The following is a 21836-nucleotide window of genomic DNA, read 5'->3' as shown; positions in this document are numbered from 1 at the left end:
GAAACGCTAGCACAGGCTTGCCCGCGCGGAACCGTTACAGCCTGCAAGATCAGAGGATCAGGCAAGCAATCCGGCGGAATGCGCAAACCGTTGCTCAATCGATGCGCGGGTGCTGCTGGGCCAGGGTCTTGCGCTTGGCCTCGAGCTCGGCGATCTGCGCGTCGATGTCCTCGATTTTGTGCTCGATATTGTCGTGGTGCTCCTGCAGCAGTTCGCGGGCTTCTTCGATGTCCGACGCGGCCGGAGCGGCGCCGCGCAGCGGCTGGTTGGCGGTTTCCTTCATGGTCAGGCCGGTGAGCAGGCCGACCACGGCGATGACCATCAGGTAGTAGGCCGGCATGTACAGGTTGTCGGTGGTTTCCACCAGCCAGGCGGCGATAGTCGGGGTGAGGCCGGCGATCAGCACCGAGATGTTGAAGGCGCTGGCCAGGGCGCTGTAGCGGATATGGGTGGGGAACATCGCCGGCAGGGTCGAGGCCATCACGCCGATGAAGAAGTTCAGCAGCACGGCGAGCATCAGCAGCCCGGCGAAGATCACCGCCAGCTTGCCGCTGGTGATCAGCATGAACGCCGGGATGGCCAGCAGGAACAGACCGACGCTGCCGATGATGATGAAAGGTTTGCGCCCCCACTTGTCGCTGAGCAGACCGATGATCGGCTGCACGAAGAGCATGCCGACCATGATCGCGATGATAATCAGCACGCCGTGGTCCTCGCTGTAGTGCAGGTTGTGCGAGAGGTAGCTGGGCATGTAGGTGAGCAGCATGTAGTAGGTGACGTTGGTGGCGATCACCACGCCGATGCAGGTCAGCAGGCTGCGCCAGTGTTTGGTCGCCACTTCCTTGAACGAGACTTTCGGGCCACTGGCCAGGCCCTCGCGGTCGCCTTGCTCGAGTTTGTCGACGTGTTGCTGGAAGGCCGGGGTTTCCTCCAGGGCGTGGCGCAGGTACAGGCCGATCAGGCCCAGGGGCAGGGCGAGGAAGAATGGCAGGCGCCAGCCCCACTCGAGGAATTGTGCCTCGCCGAGGATCGTCGAGATCAGCACCACCACCCCGGCGCCGAGCACGAAACCGGCGATCGAGCCGAAGTCCAGCCAGCTGCCGAGGAAGCCGCGCTTGCGGTCCGGGGCGTACTCGGCGACGAAGATCGAAGCGCCGGTGTACTCGCCGCCCACCGAGAAGCCCTGGGCCATCTTCGCCAGCAACAGCAGGACCGGTGCCCAGATGCCGATGCTGGCGTAGGAGGGGATCAGACCGATGGCAAAGGTGCTCAGGGACATGATCACGATGGTCGCGGCCAGCACTTTCTGCCGGCCGTAGCGGTCGCCCAGGGCGCCGAAGAACAGCCCGCCCAGTGGGCGGATGAGGAAGGGCACGGAGAAGGTGGCCAGGGCGGCGATCATCTGCACGCCGGGGCTGGCGTTGGGGAAGAACACCTTGCCCAGGGCATAGGCGACGAAGCCGTAGACACCGAAGTCGAACCACTCCATGGCATTGCCCAGGGCGGCGGCGGTGATGGCCTTGCGCATCTTGGCGTCGTCGACGATGGTGATGTCCTTCAGGCCGATGGGCTTGACGGGTTTCCTGCGTGATTTCATGGGCCGTTGTCCTTAGGTGGCGGGCGGCATGGCCATGGGTTGGCCAGCGCTACTAAGGACTCAGAGGCAGCGGTGCGCTAAATAATTCCGTGCAAAGTGAATTTGTGGCGTTCTTCAGTGTGCTGCCTGTAGGCGCCGGCCTTGCTGGTAAATCAGACGATGCGGCGGCTGGCACCGGCTTTGCCGGTGTTCGCGGGCAAGCCCGCTCCCACAGGATTGCGCAAGATCTCAAGCTTGCGCTGCAACCTGTGGGAGCAACTGTCTTGCTCAACTGCTAAAGCTAGCGCGGTTGCTGTGGGAGCGGCTTCAGTCGCGAACACCGGCGTAGCCGGTGCCAGGCACCGTGTCGCTTGCTTCGTGGGTAACCCGCTCCCACCGGTGTGGTGCATGCCCTGAGGTCGGCGCGGTCCCTGTGGGAGCGGCCTTGCGTCGCGAGAGGGGCGCGCAGCGGCCCCAGATACCGAGCCATCTTCGAAATTGCAGGGGCTGCCATTGATGCGCTCCCAGCTCGCGCGACATCAACCAATGCGGCTTGCCCCAGGCCTGGAACTGCTCCAGGGCAATCCAGCCGCGTCTGGCGTAGTAGGCTTGCTGGTCATGGGTATGCAGGAACAGCTTGTCGATGCCGGCACCGCGGGCATGCGCGCAGACACCTTCGATCAGGCGTTCGGCCAGCCCCCGCCCCCTGGCCTGCGGGGCAACGAAGACACAGGCCAGCCACGGGCCCAGCTCTGGTCGCTGCGGCAGGTCATCGATCGCCAGGGCGGCGCTGCCCAGCAGCTGTTCACCGTCGAGGGCAATCAGGCATTGCCATTGTCCGTCGCGCTGGCCGGCGGCGAAGGTCCGCTGCCAGTCGCGCAACGGCAGGTCGGCGAATTCGTAATGGAATTGTTGGTGCAGCCACTGTGCGAGGGTATCGCAGTGGTCCATGTGTCGGTCCAGCCAGTCCAGGCGGGGCATGCTGATGTCCTTGCAAGGCGTGTGCGGGCGTATCATGGCGCACCTGTAGCCCAGCACGGAAGAACATTGTCATGCGTGAACGCCAATCGGCTCGGTTGTTGGTCCTCGACCCAGAGGGACGGGTCCTGTTGTTCAGGTTTGTCCACCAGGATGGCGCCCTGGCCGGCAAGGACTATTGGGCAACGCCCGGCGGCGGCCTGGAGGCCGGTGAAGGTTTCGCGCAGGCGGCTATTCGTGAACTGCGCGAGGAGACCGGCCTGTGTGTGAGCGCCGTGGATGCGCCTGTCGCCGAGCGTCAGTTCGAACTGCTGCTGCCCAGCGGTGAGCGGGTCCTGGCCGTCGAACGGTACTTTGTGGTGCGAGCGGCTAGCCAGACGTTATCCAGTCATGACTGGACAACGCAGGAGGCCGAGGTCATCGCCGATCACCGCTGGTGGTCGATCGACGCGCTGCGCGAGACCCGCGATGTCGTCTGGCCACAGGGGCTGGTCGAGATGCTCCGCGAGGCGCGGGCGTTGTATCGCGACAGGCGGCGTGCTGCGCATCGAACGCCCCGCAAGCGCTCTAGCCCGGGTACTATCCAACTTCCGTAACCTGCCGAGCCTGAACATGGACACTCACTCGCTTCTCGCTTTCACCCTGGTCGCCGCAATCGCCATTGCCAGCCCCGGGCCTGCCACGCTGATGGCCATCAACAACAGCCTGGCCCACGGCCAGCGCAGCGCGGTGTGGTCTTCGCTGGGCAACGCTTGCGGGCTGTTCTGCCTGTCGGCCGCCGCCATGCTGGGCCTGGGCGCCCTGTTGGCCAGTTCGGAAATGCTGTTCAACGCGGTCAAGGTGATCGGTGCCGGCTACCTGTTCTACCTGGGCGTACGGCAACTGCTGAAGAAGAGCCCGATGCTGCTGGGCGGTGCCGAGGCGGGCGATGGCTCGCGTCGGCCGAAGCCATTGAAACTCTACAAGTCGGCGTTCGTTACCGCGGTCACCAATCCCAAGGCGACCATGTTCTTCACCGCGCTGTTCCCGCAGTTCATCGATCAGGGCGCGGCGCTGCTGCCGCAGTTCCTGGTGCTCACCGGGATCTTCATCCTGCTGTCGCTGACCTCGCTGAGCCTGTATGCCGCGCTGGCCGCGCGGGCCAAGGGCGTGCTCACTCGGCCGTCGCTGTCGCGTTGGGTGAACCGAGTGGTGGGTACCACGTTCATTGGCTTTGGTGCGGCGATCCTGGCGATGCGTCGGCAGGGGGCCTAGCCGGTTGGCGGCAGTGGGGGCCTGACAGCCCTCACGTAGACCGCGAGAACCCGGTGGCAGAGTTTGTATTCAAGGACTTTGCATAAAAGGTCTCAAGTCTGTCGAATTATGACTTGGACGGTCTTGGTTGGGGCGGCATAGCATCACCGTCATTGGAGCCGACATGCGACTCCCCAACCAGGAAATCACCATGAACCTCAAGTCTCTGATCGCCAACCCGCTGGGCCACGGTGCCGCACCGCTGGGCAACATGTTCCGCAATGTCCCCGAGGCCGAAGTCCAGGCCACCATCGACGCCGCCTGGGCCAACGGTGTGCGTTACTACGACACCGCCCCGTTCTACGGCGCGGGCCTGTCCGAAACCCGCCTGGGCAACGCCCTGGTCGGCCGCCCGCGTGACGAATACGTGCTCAGCACCAAGATCGGCCGCATCATCCTCGACGAGCTGGAAGACCCCGCCGCCCGCGAACTGGGCGAAAAAAGCGGCCTGTTCGAACACGGCAACCGCAACCGCATCGTCAACGACTACAGCGCCGATGCCACCCTGCGTTCCATCGAGGACAGCCTGCGCCGCCTGAAAACCGACCGCCTGGACATCGTCTGGATCCACGACATCGCCCAGGACTTCTACGGTGATGAATGGCTGAGCCACTTCGAAACTGCCCGTACCGGCGCCTTCCGCGTGCTCTCCCGCCTGCGTGAAGAAGGCGTGATCAAGGCCTGGGGCCTGGGTGTGAACCGCGTCGAGCCGGTCGAACTGACCCTCGACCTGGATGAGCCCAAGCCCGATGGTTTCCTGCTGGCCGGCCGCTACTCGCTGCTCGACCACGACCGTGCCCTGCAACGCGTCATGCCACAGGCCATTGAACAAGGCGTCGGCATCGTCGTCGGTGGCCCATACAGCTCCGGTGTCACCGTCGGTGGCGAGCACTTCGAGTACCAGAAGGCCAATGCGACCGTGCTGGCCAAGCTCGAGCGCATCCGCGCCGTGGCCCGCGCCCATGATGTCGACGTCAAGGCCGCTGCCCTGCAGTTCGCCCTGGCCCACCCAGCCGTGGTTTCGGTGATCCCGGGTTCGACCCGCCCAGCGCACGCCAACGAAGACCTGGCCGCACTGAGCCAGGTGATCCCGATGGCGTTCTGGAACGACCTGCGCCAGCAAGGGCTCATCAACGCCCTGGCGCCAGTGCCCACCGCCTGACCGCCACGCCATCAGGGGCCGCTTCACGCGGCCCCGACCTGAATCGCTGTTTTCGCCTTTTTGTGGGGCAATCCCCCAGGAGTATCACCATGGCTACCGCACAAGCCTTCATCGAAACCGCTATCGACGCCGACCGCGTCTGGCAATTGATCGGCGGCTTCGACGCCTTGCCCGACTGGCTGCCGTTCATCCCTGAAAGCGCCCTCAGCGAAGGTGGGCGCGTACGCACCCTCAAGAGCGTCGACGGCGACACCATCATCGAGCGCCTGCTGGACTACAACGAGGCCGGTCGCCGCTACAGCTACACCATTCTCAGCGGCCCGGCGCCGGTGCGTGACTACCAGTCGACCCTGCGCGTGGTTGCTGCGGGCAGCGGTGCGCGGGTGGAATGGTCCGGTTCGTTCGTCCCTGAAGGTATCAGCGACGCCGAAGCGACCGCGCTGTTCACGACTATCTATGAAGACGGTCTGGCAGCGCTGAAGCAACAGCTCGCCGCCTGATATCGGCAACACCTCCATCGCGGGGCCAGCCCGCTGTCACAGGTACTTCCCTGTGGCAGCGAGCTGGCCCCGTGGTGCGTTCGCAAGTTGTATCAGTGAATCATTCCTAAATATTGACTGGCCCGTTTCGTGTTTAACAGCATGCGCCCAGTTTTGCGACTAAAGTCGGGTTGGATTGTTCGACAATCGGAATATTGTCTAGTTGGACATTGATTCCAACCGATTGAAGTGGTTGGCCTTTTCTTAATTTAAAGTTAATCGTGAGGCGAATTTCCAGAACACTAAAGTTTCACTAGGCGCAAGCCGATAATCACCAGTAACTGCACTGCAAAGTTCAACTTTCGCCGTGCCTTTATTTGGCTATAGGTGTTGTATGTGGTACCGGTCTGCTCCTGCTCGTCGCTTCTCATGGTCCGTCGCACTGTCGTGTCTGTGCGTCGGTGTCACCCAGGCTGATACCCCAGGCCAGGAAGTGCTGCGTCAACAGCAACAGCAGCAACAGGACCTGCAGCAACTGCAACTCGAACAGCGCCGTCGGCAACTGGAGCGAGGCGCCTTCGCCACGCCAGGCACTGGCCCGGCGCCAGCGCCAAGCGTCGCCCCGGACAGCCACTGCTGGCCGTTGGCCGGGGTGCGTGTCGGTGGCGTCACGCTGCTCGATCGCGCCCGCCTCGATAGCCGCATCCAGCCGTTGCTGGCGCCGTGCATGGGCGTTGGCCAGATCAACCACCTGCTGGCAACCATCACCGCGTTGTACGTGGAGCAGGGCTATGTCGCCAGTCGGCCTTACCTGAGCCGTGCCCCGGCTGCCGGCCAGTCGCTGGATATCCTGGTCGATGAAGGCTATGTCGAGGCCATCGAGCTGGTCGACCCACAGCTGCCGGTATCGTTGGCCGGGGCCTTCCCCGGCATGCTCGGCGAGCCGTTGAACCTGCGTGACCTGGAACAGGGCCTGGACCAGCTGAACCGCCTGCGTTCGGTCGACCTCGGCGCCGATATCGCCCCCGGCAGCCAACCGGGCGCCACGCGGATCATCCTGCGCCCACGCAGCGCCGGGCAGCCACGGGTGGCCTTGGGCGCGGCCCTGGACAACCTCGGCAGCGCCAGTACCGGGCGCGACCGCCGGGTGCTCAGCTTGAGCCTGGACAACCCGCTGGCCGGCAATGACCTGCTCAGCCTCAGCGCCAGCGACACCCTCAACCAGGGCGAGCGCTACAGTCGCAATGCCAGCCTCTACTACGCCATTCCCTACGGCTACTGGACCTTCAGCCTGTTCGCCAGCCACGCCGAATACAGCGCGCCGGTCAAGCTCAGCAACCTGACCCTGCACAGCCGTGGCATCACCGACCAGCTCAGCCTGCGCGGCGAACGCGTGCTCTGGCGCGACCAGCGCCATCAACTGAGCGCCAGCCTGCAACTGGCGCACAAGGATGTCGACAGCGAGTTCGCCAAGGTGCGCCTGGATGTGCAAAGCCCGACGCTCACCGTGGCCGAGGCCGGGCTCAACCTGTTCTGGCTCGACAGCGCGGTGTGGAACCTCGACCTCAACTATGCCCAGGGCTTGCGTTGGTTCGGCGCTGACGACGACGCCCAGCGAGTGGTCGCCAACTTGCCCAAGGCGCAGTTTCACAAGTACCGCGCCGGCCTCAGCCAGTGGCGCAATGGCCAGCTCGGTGGTCAGCCCTGGCAATGGCAGAGCCAGCTCAACATGCAGTACAGCCCCGACCCGCTGCCGGCCATCGAGCAACTGCTCGGCACCGACGACTCCGCCGTGCGCGGCTACCGGGTGAGCAGTGTCTCCGGGGCCAGCGGGGCGATCTGGCGCAACACCTTGCGCCTGCCACAACACCCGCTGGGGCCGTTGAGCATCACCCCGCGACTGGGCTTGGACCACGGCTGGATCAAGGCCGACCACGGCGCTGCGATGCGTCACCTCAGCGGTGCCAGCCTGGGCCTCAACCTGGGGTGGAAGGGGCTGCAACTGGACGTTGATTACCAGCGCAGCCTGAGCACGCCAACGGGCGATCACCGCGAACCGGAGGTCTGGCTGTTCAGGGCCGGCCTGCAGATCTGAGCGCCGCACACCTATCTGCTACATGGGCAACAACTATGGAGAGTGACCTATGACGATGAAACCCTTTGCCTTCAACCTGTCGCCCCAGGGCCGGCTGCGCTGGGCGATTGCCAGCCTGTTCCTTACCGCCAGCCTGCCACAGGCCTTGGCCGCCGGCGTGGTGGTGGCGCCCGGCCCCGGCGGCACGCCGCAGCTGCAGACCCAGGGTGGCGTGCCCATCGTCAATATCGTCGCGCCCAACGGCGCGGGCCTGTCGCACAACCAGTTCCTCGACTACAACGTCGAGCGCCAGGGCCTGGTGCTGAACAACGCCTTGCAGGCCGGCAACTCCCAGCTGGCCGGGCAACTGGCGGCCAACCCGCAGTTCAATGGCCAGGCGGCCAGCGTGATCCTCAACGAAGTGGTCAGCCGCAATCCGTCGGCCATCAACGGCGCCCAGGAAATCTTTGGCCGCGCCGCCGACTATGTGCTGGCCAACCCCAACGGCATCTCGGTCAACGGCGCGAGTTTCATCAACACCCCCAACGCCAGCCTGGTGGTGGGGCGGCCCGAGCTGGACGATGGCAAGTTGCGTGCGCTGGGCACCACTGGCGCCAATGGCCAGTTGCAGGTGCAGGGCGCGGGCCTGCGCAACGACGGCGGCTCGGTCAACCTGATTGCCCCGCGCATCGACAGCCAGGGCCGCCTGGATGCCCGTGACCAGCTCAACCTCACCGTTGGCCGTCAGCAAGTCGACTACGCCAGTGGCCAGGTCACTGCGGTGGACCCGGCAGCGGCCAGCCGCGAGCAGCGCATCGACGCCAGCCTGTTCGGCGCCATGCAGGCCGGGCGCATCAACATCGTCAGCACCGCCGACGGTGCCGGCGTGCGTGTAGGTCCGGCGCAGGTCAGCGGGCGTGACGGGGTCAGCATTCAGTCCGCCGGTGATCTGGATATCCGCGGCGAGGCCGTGGCCGACAGCCTGCAAGCCAAGCGTGCTGGTATCCAGAGCAGCCAGGGCGATGTCGCGCTGCGCGGCGCCCACGACCTGACCCTGGCCGCGGCTGATGTGAAGGGCCGTGACGTCAAGCTCGACGCTGGGCGCAACCTCACCCTGAGCACGGTGCAGAGCCGCAAGCTCCAGGAAAAGCGCGAGAACTGGCGCAGCGGCGCACTTGGCATCGACTGGGAAACCTACCAGCGCAGCTACACCGACAGCGACACCCGCGAACACGGCAGCCAGTTGGTGGCCCAGCGCGATGCACGGCTGAGCGCGGGGCAGGATGCCCAGCTCACCGCCGCCCGAGTCGAGGCCGCAGGCCATCTCGGCATCGACAGCGGCGCCGACCTGCGCCTGGCCGCCGCCACCGAGCAGCATGTCGAGACCGACCAGGGCAAACACACCAAGGGCTTCTGGAAGGCCGACTGGGACAAGCGCAACGAAGAGCAGCGCAGCATCACCAGCCAGCTCAAGGGCGGTGATATCGCCCTCAAGGCCAAGGGCACCGTGGCCACCGAAGGTGCTCAGCTGAGCAGCGGCCAGGACATTCGCATCGCCGGCAAGCAGGTGCAGATCGGCACCGCTTCACGCACCAGCGCGAGCAACAGCCACGACCAGCAGAGCAAGTTCTTCGGCATCAGCCACAACGAAGCCAGCGAGGGCAAGCGCGAGAGCACTTCGGTGCGCAGTGAACTGGTGGCCGGCGGCACTCTGGGCCTGAGCAGCGGCGAGAATCTCGACGTGGTCGGCGCCACGGTCAAGGCCGGTGGCGCGTTGAGCGCCGAGGCCGGTGGTGATGTAAAACTGACCACTGCCGACGATACCCGCGAACACAGCGCCAGTGGCAACAGCCGCGGCTTCGTCGCCTCGGCCAAGGAAACCGCGCCGGGCGCCGGGCAGTACCGTGCCGGCGTGGGCTATGTCAGCGAGAAACACAGCAACAGTGGCTCCGAGGTCCAGCAGCATGGCGCCAACCTCAGCGGCAGCGCGGTGCAGGTCAGCGCCGGCAGCGAGCTGGCGGTCAAGGGCTCGACGGTTCAGTCCACGGCCGGCGACACCACGCTGAGCGGCAAGCAGGTGTCGCTGCTGGCTGGGCAGGATCAGCGCAGCGAAAGCGCCGACAGCAGCCGTACCGGGGGCGGCGTGTACCTCACCGGTGGCCTTGACCGCGCCGGTGGCGGGGTCGACTTCTCCCACGCCAGCAGCCAAGACCGCAGCAGTACCAGCACGGCCAGGACCAGCAATGTGCACAGCAATGGCGCGCTTACCGTCAACGCCGGCAACCTGCTGAGCGAAGGCGCGCAGGTCAGCAGTGGCAAGGGGCTGAGCGTGACCGCCGACAGCGTGGACAACCGCGCGGCCAGCGACACCAAGAGCAACAGCCACCAGCAGAGCAGTTGGACGGCGGATGTCGGCGTCAATGCCGAGTACAAGGAGATCGCCCGGCCCATCGCTGGCGTGGTCAGCGATGTGGTGAACGGCAAGGTCTCGGTCAAGGACGCCCTCGACGGCAAGCTGCCGGTCAAGGAAGTGCGCGATGTGCTTGAAGGCAAGACCTCGGTGACCGCGGCGCTGTCGCAGATCGGCTCGGCGAATGTCGGTGTCGATGTGGCGGTCGGCCACGACAGCCAGGCCAGCAGCGAGCAGTCTAGCAAGGCGGTGGTGGGCAAGTTCGAAGGGCAGAACCTCGAGCTGAACGTCGCCGGCAAGCTGCGCGACCAGGGCACCCAGTACCAGGCCAGCAATGGCGCGCTCACGGTCAAGGCCGATAGCGTGCAGGCCGAGGCGGCCCGTGATACCCACGCCAGCACCAGCCAGCAGGTCACGGCCACTGTCGGTGGCCGGGTCTACACCAAGACCGGCTCGGATGTGAACGTCAGCGCGGCAGGTTCCGGCAGCCGCGAGTACTCCAGCAGCGACAGTTCCACCGCGGTGGTGGCGAGCTATGGTGCCAGCCAGGGTGTGAACCTCCAGACCGTGGGCAACGCCAGCTTCGAAGGCAGTCGCCTCGACGGTGGTCAGGCTGGCGTGACTGTAGGCACGGGTGGCGACCTGGCGCTGAACCAGGCCAGCAACCAGGTGCGCAGCGACAGCACCCGCGTGGGCGGTGGCGCCTCGTTGACGGTGAGCAGCCTGCCGACCGGCACCACCGACCTGGGCGGCAGCGTCCAGTTCGAGCACGGCGCCAAGCACAGCGACGAGCGCAAGGCCCAGGTGGCGAGCATCAACGGCAATGGTCCGGTCCGCCTGAGCAGTGGCGGTGACCAGACCGTGCAAGGTGCTCGCGTCGACGTGAGTGGCCCGGTCGAGCTCAAGGCCGGCGGCAAGCTCGACCTGCAGGCGGCCAGCGACAGCCGCAGCGTGACCGGCCACCAGGTCGACCTTGGCCTGAACCTGGGCGGCAAGTCGGTCAGCGACGAGCAGGGCAGCTCCCTGAGCGGCAACCTGGGCGGCCACATCAAGGCCGGGCAGACGCGCGAATCGGCCAATACCCTTAGTGGCGGCCAGCTCGCGTCAGGCGATGCGGTGAGCCTGGAGGGCCGTTCGCTGCATGCCCAGGGCACCCAGGTCTCCGGGCCGAAGGTCAACCTTGCGGCGGGTGAGGGCGGCGTGCTGCTGGAGTCGGCGCAATCCACCCAGGGCCGTGGTAACTGGGGTGTCGAGCTCAATGCTGGCGGCAACCTCAGCCGTGAGACGCCAGCCGGCGCCGAACAGCCGGGCAAGCCGGTCTACGGCTTCGAACTGGGGGCCAAGGGGCAGGTCGATTACCTGCAAGCCAGCACCCAGCAGAACAGCCGGGTCAGTGCCGGGCAGGTGGCGTTGAACAGCACCGGTGCCACGCAGCTCAGCGGCGCGCGGATCGAGGGCCCGCTCAGCGGTCAACGCCAGGGCGGCTTGAGTGTCGAGGAGCGGCAGGACACCACCACCTCGGCCCGCCTCGTCCTTGGCCTGGGCCTGACTGGCAAGCCGGCCGAGGCGAAGGATGGCCAGCAACCGAGCGGGCTTGGCTACACACCGGCCTTCGAAGCCCAGGGTGAGTTCTTGCGCAAGGCCAGCGTGAAGGAGGCTTCGGGCGTGGTTGACGGGCAGGGTGGCCTGGTCACTGGCGCTGGCATGAAACCGGTCAACTACGAGGTCAAGGCTACCCTGGACCAGCCGAAGGTGTCGGAGCTGGCGCTGCCGAGTGTGTCGCTGGAGGCGGGTAAGGTGAAGGTCGGGCCGTTGACCGTTGAAGGTCATATCGACAGCTGAAGTGAGGGGCGCGCATTGCTTGCTTTGCGGCGGTTCGGCGCCCCAATAAATCCGGCTCTACAGGGGCGCGTGCGTTCACTGTAGGCGCCGGCTTGCCGGCGATGGGCCGCAGCGCGGCCCCCGCTTCAAGGCACCGCCGAAAACACCGAGCCGGTAATCCGCTCGCTCAACAGCTCCAGCGCGCGCAACCCCGCCAGGGAGTTGCCCGCCGCATTCAACGCCGGCGACCACACGCAGATGCTGTAGCGCCCCGGCACCACCGCGACGATCCCGCCGCCCACGCCGCTCTTGCCCGGCAAGCCTACCCGGTAGGCGAAATTCCCCGCCTCGTCATACAACCCGCTGGTGGCCATGATCGCGTTCACCTGCTGGGCCTGGCGCGGGCTCAGCACCTGCTCACCGCTGTGCGGGCAATAACCGCTGTTGGCCAGGAAGGCGAAGGCCCGGGCCACGTCGACGCAGCTCATCGACAGCGCGCAATGGTGGAAGTAGCTGCGCAGCACCGCGTCGACATCGTTGTGGAAGTTGCCGAACGCTTGCATCAGGTAGGCCATGGCCGCGTTGCGCGCGCGGTGCTGGTATTCCGACTCGGCCACCAGCGCATCGCTGACGATGTGCGGGTTGGCCGCCAGGCGGCGGACGAAGTCACGCATCGACAGCGATGGCGTGGCATAGCGCGACTGGTTGATGTCACAGATCACCAGGGCGCCGGCGTTGATGAACGGGTTGCGCGGCCGGCCTTTTTCCACTTCCAGCTGCACCAGCGAGTTGAACGCCTGGCCGGAGGGCTCGTAGCCCAGGCGCGACCAGATGGCCTCGCCACTGTGGTTGATCGCCTGCACCAGGCTGAACACCTTGGATATGCTCTGGATCGAGAATGGCGTGCGCGCGTCGCCCGCGCAGTGCAGCTGGCCATCCAGGCTCTGCACGGCAATGCCCAGCTGGTGCGGGTCGACCTGGGCCAGGGCGGGAATGTACTGCGCCACCTGGCCCTGGTCGAGCAGGGGGCGGACGTGGTCGAGGATCTCTTGCAGTAGGGCGTGCATGGGGCCTGGGAATACCTGGATTGTGGATCGCTTGAGGCTCAGACGGCGGCCGAGGCGCAGGCGGCACAGCTGACGGTTGCAGGGGCCGGCGCGAGGCGTTAGAGTCGCGGCCAAGGCGTGTGCTGCGCCTGCGGTCCGCGCGAAGGGGTTGCCCAGGCCAGACAGACTACATTCCATACCAGCTCCCGGCTTGTCGGCGGACCGAGCCCCACAAGGAGTTGGCATGCCTGCCATCGATGCATCCCGTCACCACGGTCTTCTCGACCTGCCTGCCTTGCGCAAACGCGCCAAGCGCCTGCTCAAGGCGCTGGACGACGACACCCGTACCCAACTGATCGCCCTTGGCCTGCCCGGCCCCGACTATCGCCTGGCCGACACCCAATGGCTGGTGGCGCGCGAAGCTGGTTTCGCCAGTTGGCCACGGCTCAAGGCCCATGCCGATGCGGTAGCCTTCGCCGCGCGCCACCCCGGCTTCGCCGCCGCGGACGAAGCCGCGCTGCAGCACTGGCGCTGCGGCAACGATATCGAGCACAGCCTGCGCATTGCCGGTTTCCACGGCGCCTTCCACATGTTCGACGACCCCATGGTGATGGGGCCGGTGCCGGCCCTGCCCGAGGACGATTATTGGCAGGTACGTACCGCCTATGTGCAGCGGGTGTTCGCCCTCGATCCGCATGACCTGGCGCAGCGCCAGGCCAGGCAACGGGCGGCACTGGCGCAGCTCGACGGCGACCGCGAGATGGTCCTGTGGTGCGAGGCCGATGCCTACGACCAGTTGTTCCTGATCCGCCTGTTGGCCAGCCTGCCCAGGCTGCCACGCCGTCTTGAGCTGATCGAGATCGACCGGGTGCCAGGGGTCGAGCGTTTTATCGGCATTGGCCAGTTGGCCCCGGACCTGCTCGCCTGGCTGTGGCCGCAACGCCGCCCCCTGGGCCAGGCTGCCGTGGACCTGGGGCGACAAGCCTGGGCGGCATACACCGCGCCCGACCCTCGCGCCTGGGCCGCGCTGGCGCGGCAGCGGCATGCGCCATTGCCCTTGCTCGGCGCCGCGCTTGCCCGGCAGTTGCAGGAATTACCGGGCGTCGCGGATGGCCTGAGCCTGACCGAGCGCCTGAGCCTGCGCATTCTGGCGGAGCAGGGCGAGCGACCTGCAGGGCGGGTGTTCGCCGAGCTGATGGGGCGTTACGAGCCGTTGCCGTATCTGGGCGACTTGATGTTCAAGGTGCTGCTGCGGCCCTTGATCGACAGCGCCCGACCGCTGCTGCACGAAGGCCCGGGTGACGGCTGGGCGCAACGTCCCTTGAGGCTTACCGCGCTGGGTGAACGGGTGTTGGCTGGGCAGGCCAATTGGCTCGACCAGCAACCTGCCGAGCGTTGGGTCGGCGGGGTGCGTATCGTGGCTGGGCAGGCGCCGTGGCAGGTTGATGGGCAAGGGCAGGTGACGCAGCGGCGCTAGGGTCCTGTCTCGGAAATACGTTCTCTTTTGGCGAGTGGCTTGGGTGTTCGGGCAAGGCGCCGCGAGAAGTCATAGCAGGGCTATGGCGCGGAGTGGCAACGCCGGGCGCCCAGGGTGTGAGCCGTGGGCAACCCCTGGCGTTCGATAGCTGTCACAATCGCCGAGTCTGATAGATCCGGAGAATTCCATGCTGCGTGTATTCGAACGCTGGCTCGACCCCTTCCCACCCGACGAAGCCCCTCCACCGCCCATGGGCCTGGCCCGCTTCATGTGGGCCTGCACCCGTGGTGCCCGTGGTTACATCCTGGTTTTCGCCCTGCTCAGCGCTGCGGTGTCGCTCTACGAAGCCTGGTTGTTTGCCTTCCTGGGCCAGGTGGTGGACCTGCTGTCGACCTGGCAGGCCGGCGGCGCCGTGGATGCGCAGCAAACCCGTGTGCTGTGGGGAGCCGGTGCCGTGCTGCTGGCCAGCATCGGCTTGGTGGCCGCGCGCACCATAGCGCAGCACCAGGTGCTGGCGATCAACCTGCCGTTGCGACTGCGCTGGGACTTCCATCGCCTGATGCTGCGCCAGAGCCTGTCGTTCTTCTCCGATGAGTTTTCCGGGCGGGTCACCACCAAGGTGATGCAGACCGCGCTGGCGGTGCGCGAGGTGCTGTTCACCCTGATCGAGATCCTGCCCGGCATCGGTGTCTACTTTGTGGCGATCATCGCCCTGGCCGGTGGTTTCGCGCTGAAACTGATGCTGCCGTTCATGGCCTGGATCGCGCTGTTCGGCCTGGCGATGGTGTATTTCGTGCCGCGCCTGGGGCAAGTTGGCCAGGAGCAGGCCCATGCGCGCTCGTCGATGACCGGGCGGGTCTCGGACGCCTACACCAACATCACCACGGTGAAGCTGTTTTCCCATGCCAAGCGCGAGGCGCATTTCGCCCGTGCCGCGATGGAGGACTTCAAGCTCACCGGTTTTCGCCAGATGCGCCTGGTCAGCCAGTTCGAGATCGTCAACCAGGCGCTGGTGGTCGGCCTGATCCTCGGCGCCGGCGGCTACGCCCTGTGGCTGTGGCAGCTGGGTGAGGTCGGTGTCGGCGCGGTGGCGGCGATCACCGCCATGGCCCTGCGCATCAACGGCATGTCGCACTGGATCATGTGGCAGATGACCTCGCTGTTCGAGAGCATCGGCACGGTGCAGGATGGCATGGCGACCCTGACCCGCCAGCCCAAGGTGCTGGACGCACCGGGCGCCACCGCCCTGGTGACCCGTGGCGGGGCGGTGAGCTTCGACAATGTCTGCTTCAACTACAACGGCGAACGCCAGGTGCTCGGTGGCCTGAGCCTGGATATTCGCGCGGGTGAGCGGATCGGCCTGGTGGGCCGCTCCGGTGCCGGCAAGTCGACGCTGATCAACCTGCTGCTGCGCTTCTACGACGTCGACAGCGGCGTGATTCGCATCGATGGGCAGGACATCGCCCAGGTCACCCAGGACAGCCTGCGCCAGGCCATCGGCATGGTCACCCAGGACACCTCGCTGCTGCACCGCTCGATCCGCGACAACATCGCCTACGGTCGCCCCGAGGCGAGCGAGGCGCAGATCCATCGCGCCGCCGCCAGTGCTCAGGCCGACGGTTTCATCAGCCAGCTCAGCGATCGCCAGGGGCACAGCGGCTACGACACCCTGGTCGGCGAGCGTGGCATCAAGCTGTCGGGTGGCCAGCGCCAGCGCATCGCCATCGCCCGGGTGATGCTCAAGAACGCGCCGATCCTGCTGCTCGACGAGGCCACCAGTGCGCTGGACTCGGAAGTCGAGGTCGCGATCCAGGAAAGCCTCGATGAGATGATGGCCGGCAAGACGGTGATCGCCATCGCCCACCGCTTGTCGACCATCGCGGCCATGGACCGTCTGGTGGTCATGGATGAGGGGCGCATCGTCGAGCAGGGCACCCATGCCGAGCTGCTGGCCAGGAACGGCGCCTATGCACGGCTGTGGCAGCACCAGAGCGGTGGTTTCCTGGGCGAGGACCTGAACCTGGAGGCGACGCTGGAATAGGGCCCTGGTCACGCAATGGTGGCCTTTTGCAATTATCGCGCGCGCTTTACAATCGCGGCTTTTGCCCAGGAAGGGTTGCATGATGGTCGCGACACGCGTTTGCCTGCTGTTGAGCCTGCTGCTCGGCGGTTGTGCCAGTATTCCCCAGGAAGAAATTGCCCCCACCCGCCTGCCGGTGCCAGGGCCGGGAGTTCACAAGCCTGGGGTCCAGGTCTGGGCAGGGTCCTTCTTCGGTGATCCGGAACTGCGGGCGCAGGCTCCATCAGCCGAGTCCGTCCTTGGTATAAAGCCGGACTCGTCGGCCCTGCTCCAGGTGCTTGCCCTGCTTCCGACCCCAGCACCACCGGAAGTGTCGCGGCAGACCACGCTGCAGGTACGGCAGATTTTCGAGGCCTCTGGCTTGTTCGCCCATGTGAGCGGCGTGGATGACCCGCTGCAACCCGGGGACTACCAGATACTCGTGCGTGTGTACGAAGACTGGCCGCTCGCCAACAGCCAGGCACTGGCTGGCATGGCCACCCTGGTGACACTGGGGCTGTTTCCCAGCAGCAGGCCGCAGCGCTTGAAGGTGACGATGGATGTGATCGACACCCGCAAGTTGTCCCTGGCCAGGCTGAGCAATCACGACACCATCGATGAGCGTATCGGCCTGATCAATTTGGCGCACTGGGGCAGTACCCGTGAAAAGGCCGAGCGCGATACCCTCAAGCGTCAGCTCGACGCCTTGCTCAAGCGGATGGTGGACGAAGGCCTGGTTGCCGAGTTGGCCCACAGCGAGCAAGTGCCACCCCAGGCTCGCTGAGGCCCCCGCTAATCACTTTTGCCGGGCCAGCCACCCTTCGATGCGCGGGCAGCCATAGGCTTGTGCCTGCAGCGGGTAGGCGAGCCGTGCCTGCCGTGTCTGCGCCCCCGCATCCACCAGCACTTCGCGCATGCTGTAGTACAGATTGGCCCTGAATGCCGGTTCGTCGAGTGACTGCAGGTCGAGCAAGTTTCCTGAAGGAGGCAAGCAGGGCGGCAGGTTTGACGGTTGCGGGTAGTAACGCGCGTACGGGGTCGGTATCGCGGGCAAGGCCTTGACCTGGGCAATGTAGGTCGGCGTGTCGATCGCCTCCGGGCAGCTGTCGCGCATCTGTAGCGCAGCCGGGGTGAAGCCGCGTGCGAGGCTCGATTGCAACAGCGTGCATGCGCGCGCGTGGGAGGCCGGGTCGTTGGCCATTTCGAGCAGCCGCGCCAGGCGATACTCGGCGGCCGGGTTGCCCGCTGCGCTCGCGGTTTCGAGCAGCGTATGGATGTCGGCGACGTGCGCTTGCAGGTAATCGAGCAGCGCCTGGCGTAGCGCCTGGTTCATCGCGCCATTGGGCTCACGTTGGTTGGCCAGCGCCATCATCCTGCGGTCGATCTCGTCCAGCTGCGGGGCGGCCTCACGGTATTCAGCCTCGCCGGGCAGGTAGCTGGGGGCGGCCACGGCAGCGCTGCTCAGCAGGGCCAGGCAAAGGGGCAAATGCAGGAAGCGGGGCATGGTCGTCCAGGAATGAGCGGGTGGGGCGGTGATGCTAGCATGGGCGACTTTGTGGAAAGGGAAATCCTCATGCGTGCGAACAAGGCTTGCCCGGTGCTGCTGTCTGCCACTTGCCCGCCGAGACTTTTGCTGTTTCGCCATCCTTTGGCCGGGGTGCAGCTGGTGAAAGGCAGCCTCGAGCATGGCGAATCGCCCGGTCAGGCGGCCCTGCGTGAGCGCTTGCAGGGTTTTAGATCAACCCTGTGGGAGCAACTGTCTTGCTCAACTGCTAAAGCTAGCGCGGTCGCTGTGGGAGCGGCTTCAGCCGCGAACACCGGCGCAGCCGGTGCCAGGCACCGCGTCGCTTGCTTCGCGGGCAAGCCCGCTCCCACAGGCCTGGCGCATGGCTTGAGGTCGGCGCGGCCCCTGTGGGAGCGGCTTTAGCCGCGAACACCGGCGCCAGCCGGTGCCAGGCATCGCGTCGCTTGCTTCGTGGCGGTTCGGCGCCCCGATAAACCCGCTCCCACAGGCGTAGCGCATACCCTGAGGTCGGCGCGGTCACTGTGGGGGCGGCTTTAGCCGCGAACACCGGCGCAGCCGGTGCCAGGCACCGTGTTGCCCGCCCCCAAAAGCTGGTGCTCGCTCAAGATGTCGAGGTGCGATGAATCGCCGAGCACAGCAGGCGCAACGCGATGCGATCTCGCTCGGGCAAGGCGCGGAAGTGTTCGAGGAGGTTCGACTCTTCTTCACTGAGCCGTTGGCAGGAGAATGCGGACCTGCCCAAGGGCAGTTTGCGCAGGAGCTGGACCAGATAATGAGTCTTGAGAGCCATACATTACCTTGCTTGTGTATCCATCCCTGGGTGATTGCTCTGTGTCCTTGCAGGGGCGCTATGCCCAGGCAAACACGTGGCGGAAATTGAAGTGTAGAGGCATATGGCCATGCTTGGCACCTGGTGCATCATTACAATTTTTGTAGAGGCTGCAAGGTGCCTGGCGCAGGGTTTTCGCAAGAAACGGAGTGTACTGACCATCACCACGCCTGAGAGTGGTCCGCCCAATCACACAAGTTCTTTCAGGACGAGGCTCACATCATGCAATTGGCAGGCAAGGTCGCAATTATCACCGGGGCCAGTTCAGGCATCGGCCATGCGGCGGCGAAGCTGTTCGCGCGGCAGGGTGCCCAGTTGGTCGTTACCGCGCGCCGGCAGGTGCAGCTCGAGCATTTGCTTGAGGACATTCGTCGCGAAGGGCATCCGGCCGCCGTGGCAGTCGTGGGGGATATCACCGACCCTGCGCTGGTCCAGGAGCTCGTGGACAGGGCTCAAGGGCACTTCGGTGGCCTGGACATTGCCTTCAACAATGCCGGTACCCTGGGCGAATTGGCTCCGTTGTCCGCGCTTTCGCGCAGCGCCTGGCAGCACACACTCGACACCAACCTCACCAGTGCCTTTCTCTGTGCCCAGGCACAATTGCCCGCACTGCTTGCCCGGGGTGGTGGTTCGCTGATCTTTACCTCGACCTTTGTCGGTCATACCGTGGGTATGCCGGGTATGGCCGCCTACGCGGCAAGTAAGGCGGGGTTGATCGGGCTGACCCAGGTCATTGCCGCGGAATACGGTGCCCAGGGTATCCGCGCCAATGCGCTGTTGCCGGGCGGTACCGACACGCCCATGGGCCGTGGTGTGGCGAACACCCCCGAGGCATTGGCGGAGGTTGAGGGCCTGCATGCGCTCAAGCGCCTGGCGCAGCCGGAGGAAATCGCCGCCGCGGCGTTGTTCCTGGCCTCGTCGGCGTCGAGTTTCATCACCGGCACGGCGTTGCAGGTAGAGGGGGGCATATCGATCGTGCGTTGACAAAAAGGGCCGCGATGCGGCCCTTGATGTTAGCTTCAATCTGCCTGTTTGGGCGCGAAGCGCAGAATGCAGCAGGCAATGACCGCCGATAGCAACGAACCCAGCAGGATGCCGATCTTGGCGGCTTCGATTTTGTCGGTCTGGCCGGGGAAGGCCAGTTCGCCAATGAACAGGCTCATGGTGAAACCGATGCCGCAGAGCATCGCCACGCCATAAATCTGCAGCCAGCTGGCGCCTCGGGGCTTGCTGGCCAGTCCGCTTTTTACCGCCAGGAATACGCCGGCGAACACGCCGAGCTGTTTGCCCAACAGCAGGCCCAGGGCGATGGCCAGGGGCAGCGGGGCAAAAATGTCGCGCCAGCCCAGGTCGCCGAACGAAACCCCGGCGTTGGCAAAGCCGAACGCCGGCACGATCAGGAAGCCCACCCATGGCGCCAGTCCGTGCTCCAGCTTGAGCAGCGGGCTCGCCTCGCGGTCCTGTTCAGTGCCCGTGCTGTAGGGAATCAGCAGCGCGCCGACGACACCGGCGATGGTGGCATGCACGCCCGACAACAGGGTCACGTACCACAGCGCGGCAATACCCAGCAGATAGGGCCACAGCGCAACCACGCGCAGGCGGTTGAACGCCAGCAGCATGGCGACGATGGCACCCGCGCCAGCCAGCGCCAGCAAGTTGATCGACGAGGTGTAGAACACCGCGATGATCGCCACCGCGCCCATGTCGTCGATGATCGCCACCGACACCAGCATCACCTTCAGCGACAGCGGCGCATGGCGCCCGAGTAGCGCCAGGGCGCCGACAGCGAAGGCGATGTCGGTGGCGGCGGGGATCGCCCAGCCACCGGCCAGGCCTGGCTCGCCGCGAGATACGGCCAGGTAGATCAGTGCCGGGACCGCCATGCCCATCAGCGCCGGCAAGGCCGGCAGGCGGCGTTGTTCCCAGCTGGCCAGGCGCCCGTCGACCAGCTCGCGCTTGATTTCCAGGCCTACCAGCAGGAAGAAGATCGCCATCAGGCCATCGTTGATCCACATGTGCACGGTCATCGGGCCGAGCTTGTCGGTCAGGGTCGGGCCCACGGGCAGGTGCAGCAGGTGCTGGTAGGCACTGGCCCAGGGGCTGTTGGCAATGATGATGGCCAGGGCGGCGGTGAGCATCAGCAGGACGCCGCCGGCCGCCTCGGTGGCCAGCAGCTCGCGCAGCATCGAGCGCTTGTGGGGAAGGGGGGCATTCATGGTGCGGTCCTCGTTCATGACGTCGCTTTCGCGGTAGCAGCGGCGCGGCGGGCAACGGGCACGGCGAGACGATGGCGCCGAATACGACGGGCCACTGCGGCGATAAGCGAGAAGAAGGATGGGTAAAGCGGCGCGGCAAACCGAGCCGTGAGCACACGGGACGGAAAGCGCCATGGGAATAGGAGGCATGCGTGCAACATGGTTGAGTCTCACGGAAAACAAATGAATGTTCTCCGTATTCGGGAAGGGCTCCCGGGCGCACGCAGCACACGCCAGGCGCACATTCTAGCGATGCGCGTGAGTGTTTGTCCGGGATATTTGCGTCGAAATGTTGCCGGGCGAACTTGTCAGGCTGTAGTGGCTTGAGTAGCATCTTCGGCCAGGAGATGGCATTCCTCCTCGAACCGCCCTAGTGCTGATGATGCCTGCGCCAACCCCCAATGGAGGGTGCGCAGGCTGCTGCCTGTCCCTCCATGGGGTCTTTACAGACCTTTGATGGAGCGTGTCGATGTACCTGTCTTTCTTTTCCGTTGTCGTGGGTGGCAGTGCCGGTTGCGTGCTGCGCTGGTTGCTCGGCCTGCGCCTCAATTCGCTGTTTCCCGGCATGCCCGCGGGCACTTTGCTGGTCAACCTGGTCGGTGGTTTCATCATCGGCGCAGCAATGGCGTTTTTCCTGCGCTTTCCCAATCTCGACCCGGCCTGGCGCCTGCTGATCACCACCGGTTTCTGTGGTGGCCTGACCACGTTCTCGACCTTCTCCGCCGAAGTAGTATCGATGCTCATGCACGGTCGGGCCGGCTGGGCGATGGCCACGGTACTGGCCCATGTGCTGGGCTCGCTGTTGATGACCTTCGCTGGATTCGCCTTGGTGCGTTGGCTCGGATGAGGCGC

The 21836-nt window shown here is 65.6% G+C and carries 16 protein-coding genes, 1 pseudogene and 1 riboswitch; of the genes and pseudogenes, 11 read left to right on the top strand and 6 right to left on the bottom strand.

Features of this window, described 5'->3' with window-relative positions; all coding sequences use genetic code 11:
* Positions 1–94: 94 nt before the first annotated feature.
* Both proP and HU772_RS15595 read right to left on the bottom strand, forming a co-directional pair.
* Positions 95–1597 carry a glycine betaine/L-proline transporter ProP gene (gene proP / locus HU772_RS15600; protein WP_186659594.1) on the bottom strand — a complete coding sequence of 501 codons (1503 nt, stop codon included), beginning with the start codon at positions 1595–1597 and terminating at the stop codon, positions 95–97.
* A gap of 504 nt (positions 1598–2101) precedes the next feature.
* Positions 2102–2557 (bottom strand): annotated as a pseudogene (locus HU772_RS15595) (GNAT family N-acetyltransferase); the annotation flags it as partial.
* A gap of 71 nt (positions 2558–2628) precedes the next feature.
* Here HU772_RS15595 and HU772_RS15590 point away from each other — a divergent pair.
* The 6 genes from HU772_RS15590 (at position 2629) to HU772_RS15565 (ending at position 11814) form a co-directional block, all read left to right on the top strand.
* The gene (locus tag HU772_RS15590) at positions 2629–3150 is read left to right on the top strand and encodes an NUDIX hydrolase (RefSeq protein ID WP_186659597.1); all 522 of its coding nucleotides are present in this window, start codon (positions 2629–2631) and stop codon (positions 3148–3150) included.
* 16 nt (positions 3151–3166) lie between these two features.
* A complete protein-coding gene (locus tag HU772_RS15585; protein ID WP_186659598.1) occupies positions 3167–3808 on the top strand; it encodes a LysE family translocator in 642 nt (213 codons plus the stop codon).
* 190 nt (positions 3809–3998) lie between these two features.
* Positions 3999–5009 (top strand): aldo/keto reductase, encoded by a 1011-nt coding sequence (locus HU772_RS15580; RefSeq protein WP_186659600.1) that lies wholly within the window; start codon positions 3999–4001, stop codon positions 5007–5009.
* Positions 5010–5098: 89 nt separating this feature from the next.
* Entirely contained in the window at positions 5099–5509 is a 411-nt protein-coding gene (locus HU772_RS15575) for an SRPBCC family protein (RefSeq protein ID WP_186659602.1), read from the top strand.
* Between the two features lie 373 nt (positions 5510–5882).
* Positions 5883–7583 (top strand): ShlB/FhaC/HecB family hemolysin secretion/activation protein, encoded by a 1701-nt coding sequence (locus tag HU772_RS15570; RefSeq protein ID WP_186659604.1) that lies wholly within the window; start codon positions 5883–5885, stop codon positions 7581–7583.
* 49 nt (positions 7584–7632) lie between these two features.
* The gene (locus HU772_RS15565) at positions 7633–11814 is read left to right on the top strand and encodes a hemagglutinin repeat-containing protein (RefSeq protein ID WP_186659606.1); all 4182 of its coding nucleotides are present in this window, start codon (positions 7633–7635) and stop codon (positions 11812–11814) included.
* 125 nt (positions 11815–11939) lie between these two features.
* Here HU772_RS15565 and glsB read toward each other — a convergent pair whose 3' ends face one another.
* Positions 11940–12860: a glutaminase B gene (gene glsB, locus HU772_RS15560; protein WP_186659608.1), complete on the bottom strand. Its 921-nt coding sequence runs from the start codon at positions 12858–12860 to the stop codon at positions 11940–11942.
* A 223-nt stretch (positions 12861–13083) separates the two neighbouring features.
* On the opposite strand from glsB, the gene HU772_RS15555 reads away from it, so the two are divergent.
* The 3 genes from HU772_RS15555 (at position 13084) to HU772_RS15545 (ending at position 17159) form a co-directional block, all read left to right on the top strand.
* Positions 13084–14316 carry a DUF1835 domain-containing protein gene (locus HU772_RS15555; RefSeq protein ID WP_186659610.1) on the top strand — a complete coding sequence of 411 codons (1233 nt, stop codon included), beginning with the start codon at positions 13084–13086 and terminating at the stop codon, positions 14314–14316.
* A gap of 187 nt (positions 14317–14503) precedes the next feature.
* On the top strand, positions 14504–16357 hold the full coding sequence (locus HU772_RS15550) for an ABC transporter ATP-binding protein (protein ID WP_186659613.1): 1854 nt from the start codon (positions 14504–14506) through the stop codon (positions 16355–16357).
* A 79-nt stretch (positions 16358–16436) separates the two neighbouring features.
* Positions 16437–17159: a hypothetical protein gene (locus HU772_RS15545; protein WP_186659614.1), complete on the top strand. Its 723-nt coding sequence runs from the start codon at positions 16437–16439 to the stop codon at positions 17157–17159.
* A gap of 12 nt (positions 17160–17171) precedes the next feature.
* Here HU772_RS15545 and HU772_RS15540 read toward each other — a convergent pair whose 3' ends face one another.
* Together HU772_RS15540 and HU772_RS15535 are read right to left on the bottom strand one after the other, a co-directional pair.
* Positions 17172–17879, bottom strand: a complete 708-nt coding sequence (locus HU772_RS15540) for a hypothetical protein (protein WP_186659616.1) — start codon at positions 17877–17879, stop codon at positions 17172–17174.
* Between the two features lie 622 nt (positions 17880–18501).
* Positions 18502–18690 carry a hypothetical protein gene (locus tag HU772_RS15535; protein ID WP_186659617.1) on the bottom strand — a complete coding sequence of 63 codons (189 nt, stop codon included), beginning with the start codon at positions 18688–18690 and terminating at the stop codon, positions 18502–18504.
* 261 nt (positions 18691–18951) lie between these two features.
* On the opposite strand from HU772_RS15535, the gene HU772_RS15530 reads away from it, so the two are divergent.
* On the top strand, positions 18952–19713 hold the full coding sequence (locus HU772_RS15530) for an SDR family oxidoreductase (RefSeq protein ID WP_189664997.1): 762 nt from the start codon (positions 18952–18954) through the stop codon (positions 19711–19713).
* A 35-nt stretch (positions 19714–19748) separates the two neighbouring features.
* On the opposite strand, the gene nhaA is transcribed toward HU772_RS15530, so the two are convergent.
* Positions 19749–20945, bottom strand: coding sequence for a Na+/H+ antiporter NhaA (gene nhaA, locus HU772_RS15525; RefSeq protein WP_186659619.1), 1197 nt, complete (start codon positions 20943–20945; stop codon positions 19749–19751).
* 373 nt (positions 20946–21318) lie between these two features.
* Positions 21319–21380: riboswitch (Fluoride riboswitch) on the top strand.
* A 73-nt stretch (positions 21381–21453) separates the two neighbouring features.
* On the opposite strand from nhaA, the gene crcB reads away from it, so the two are divergent.
* Positions 21454–21831 (top strand): fluoride efflux transporter CrcB, encoded by a 378-nt coding sequence (gene crcB, locus HU772_RS15520; RefSeq protein WP_186659621.1) that lies wholly within the window; start codon positions 21454–21456, stop codon positions 21829–21831.
* Positions 21832–21836: the final 5 nt, after the last annotated feature.

The sequence above is a fragment of the Pseudomonas xantholysinigenes genome, assembly GCF_014268885.2.
GTDB lineage: Bacteria > Pseudomonadota > Gammaproteobacteria > Pseudomonadales > Pseudomonadaceae > Aquipseudomonas > Aquipseudomonas xantholysinigenes.
Note: the sequence above shows the minus strand (reverse complement) of the source record. Positions and strands in the feature narration are given on the sequence as shown.

Coding starts and splice junctions, on each gene's coding strand:
- proP (WP_186659594.1), bottom strand. CDS start 1,597: ATGAAATCACGCAGGAAACCCGTCAAGCCCATCGGCCTGAAGGACATC.
- HU772_RS15590 (WP_186659597.1), top strand. CDS start 2,629: ATGCGTGAACGCCAATCGGCTCGGTTGTTGGTCCTCGACCCAGAGGGA.
- HU772_RS15585 (WP_186659598.1), top strand. CDS start 3,167: ATGGACACTCACTCGCTTCTCGCTTTCACCCTGGTCGCCGCAATCGCC.
- HU772_RS15580 (WP_186659600.1), top strand. CDS start 3,999: ATGAACCTCAAGTCTCTGATCGCCAACCCGCTGGGCCACGGTGCCGCA.
- HU772_RS15575 (WP_186659602.1), top strand. CDS start 5,099: ATGGCTACCGCACAAGCCTTCATCGAAACCGCTATCGACGCCGACCGC.
- HU772_RS15570 (WP_186659604.1), top strand. CDS start 5,883: ATGTGGTACCGGTCTGCTCCTGCTCGTCGCTTCTCATGGTCCGTCGCA.
- HU772_RS15565 (WP_186659606.1), top strand. CDS start 7,633: ATGACGATGAAACCCTTTGCCTTCAACCTGTCGCCCCAGGGCCGGCTG.
- glsB (WP_186659608.1), bottom strand. CDS start 12,860: ATGCACGCCCTACTGCAAGAGATCCTCGACCACGTCCGCCCCCTGCTC.
- HU772_RS15555 (WP_186659610.1), top strand. CDS start 13,084: ATGCCTGCCATCGATGCATCCCGTCACCACGGTCTTCTCGACCTGCCT.
- HU772_RS15550 (WP_186659613.1), top strand. CDS start 14,504: ATGCTGCGTGTATTCGAACGCTGGCTCGACCCCTTCCCACCCGACGAA.
- HU772_RS15545 (WP_186659614.1), top strand. CDS start 16,437: ATGATGGTCGCGACACGCGTTTGCCTGCTGTTGAGCCTGCTGCTCGGC.
- HU772_RS15540 (WP_186659616.1), bottom strand. CDS start 17,879: ATGCCCCGCTTCCTGCATTTGCCCCTTTGCCTGGCCCTGCTGAGCAGC.
- HU772_RS15535 (WP_186659617.1), bottom strand. CDS start 18,690: ATGGCTCTCAAGACTCATTATCTGGTCCAGCTCCTGCGCAAACTGCCC.
- HU772_RS15530 (WP_189664997.1), top strand. CDS start 18,952: ATGCAATTGGCAGGCAAGGTCGCAATTATCACCGGGGCCAGTTCAGGC.
- nhaA (WP_186659619.1), bottom strand. CDS start 20,945: ATGAATGCCCCCCTTCCCCACAAGCGCTCGATGCTGCGCGAGCTGCTG.
- crcB (WP_186659621.1), top strand. CDS start 21,454: ATGTACCTGTCTTTCTTTTCCGTTGTCGTGGGTGGCAGTGCCGGTTGC.